Source organism: Aminobacter sp. P4_D5 (genome assembly GCF_056401815.1).
The window spans coordinates 1-1,456 of record NZ_JBFUIP010000368.1 but is presented as its reverse complement, the minus strand read 5'-3'; the positions used below and the strand labels follow the sequence as shown (position 1 = coordinate 1,456).

Here is a 1,456-nt window from a genome sequence, read left to right as displayed (position 1 = left end):
GGACGGCTCGGTGCGCGCCACCGTGGCGCTTGCCTCGGCGCAGGAACTGCGCGCCGCTGTCGAAAACGCCAAAGCGGCGCAGATCGGCTGGGCCGCCACCAACCCACAGCGCCGCGTGCGCGTGCTGATGCGCTTCCTCGAACTGGTCAACAAGGAATACGACTCGCTGGCCGAGCTTCTGGCGCGCGAGCACGGGAAGACCATTGCCGACGCCAAGGGCGACATCCAGCGCGGCCTCGAAGTCGTCGAAGTCTGTATCGGCGCCCCGCACATGTTGAAGGGCGAGTTCACTGACGGTGCAGGCCCCGGCATCGACGTCTATTCGATGCGCCAGGCGCTCGGCGTGGTCGCCGGCATCACTCCGTTCAACTTCCCGGCGATGATCCCGCTGTGGAAGATCGCCCCGGCGATCGCCTGCGGCAACGCCTTCATCCTGAAGCCGTCCGAACGCGACCCGGGCGTGCCGATGCGCATCGCCGAACTGTTTCTCGAAGCTGGTCTTCCGGCGGGCATCCTCAACGTCGTCAATGGCGACAAGACGGTGGTCGACGCGATCCTCGACGATCCTGATATCAAGGCCGTCGGCTTCGTCGGTTCGACGCCGATCGCCCAGTACATCTACAGCCGTKGCTGCGCCAACGGTAAGCGCGTGCAGTGCTTCGGCGGCGCCAAGAACCACATGATCATCATGCCCGACGCGGACATGGACCAGACCGTCGACGCGCTGATCGGCGCCGGCTACGGCTCGGCCGGYGAGCGCTGCATGGCGATCTCGGTTGCCGTTCCTGTCGGTCACGACACCGCCGAGCGGCTGATGGAAAAGCTGATCCCGCGCGTCGAAAGCCTGAAGGTCGGCCCTTCGACCGACTCCTCGGCCGATTTCGGCCCGGTGGTGACGCGTGAGGCGCTCGAGCGCATCAAGGGTTACGTCGACATTGGCGTCAAGGAAGGCGCCAAGCTTGTCGTCGATGGCCGCGGCTTCAAGATGCAAGGCTACGAGAACGGCTTCTACATGGGCGGCTGCCTGTTCGACAACGTCACGTCAGACATGCGCATCTACAAGGAAGAGATCTTTGGGCCGGTGCTGTCGGTCGTTCGCGCGCCGAACTACGAGAACGCGATCAAGCTCGCCAACGACCACGAGATGGGCAACGGCGTTGCCATCTTCACCCGCGATGGCGATGCGGCTCGCGACTTCGCCTCCCGCGTCCAGGTCGGCATGGTCGGCATCAACGTGCCGATCCCTGTGCCGATCGCCTACTACACCTTCGGCGGCTGGAAGGCTTCGTCCTTTGGCGACCTGAACCAGCATGGCCCGGATGCATTCCGTTTCTACACCAAGACCAAGACAGTGACGTCGCGCTGGCCGTCGGGCGTCAAGGATGGCGCGGAGTTCGTCATCCCGACGATGAATTGATCCATCACTAAGACTGAGTTGAAGCGGGCGCCCATTGGG

Annotated in this window: 1 protein-coding gene; it reads left to right on the top strand. The window is 64.2% G+C overall.

The genetic code is table 11. The annotated features are described in order from the left end of the window. Window positions 1-1,417 (top strand): CoA-acylating methylmalonate-semialdehyde dehydrogenase (locus AC1DWF_RS31935; protein WP_476842555.1); only part of this gene is annotated, 1,417 nt, incomplete at its 5' end. Between the last annotated feature and the right edge of the window lie 39 nt (window positions 1,418-1,456).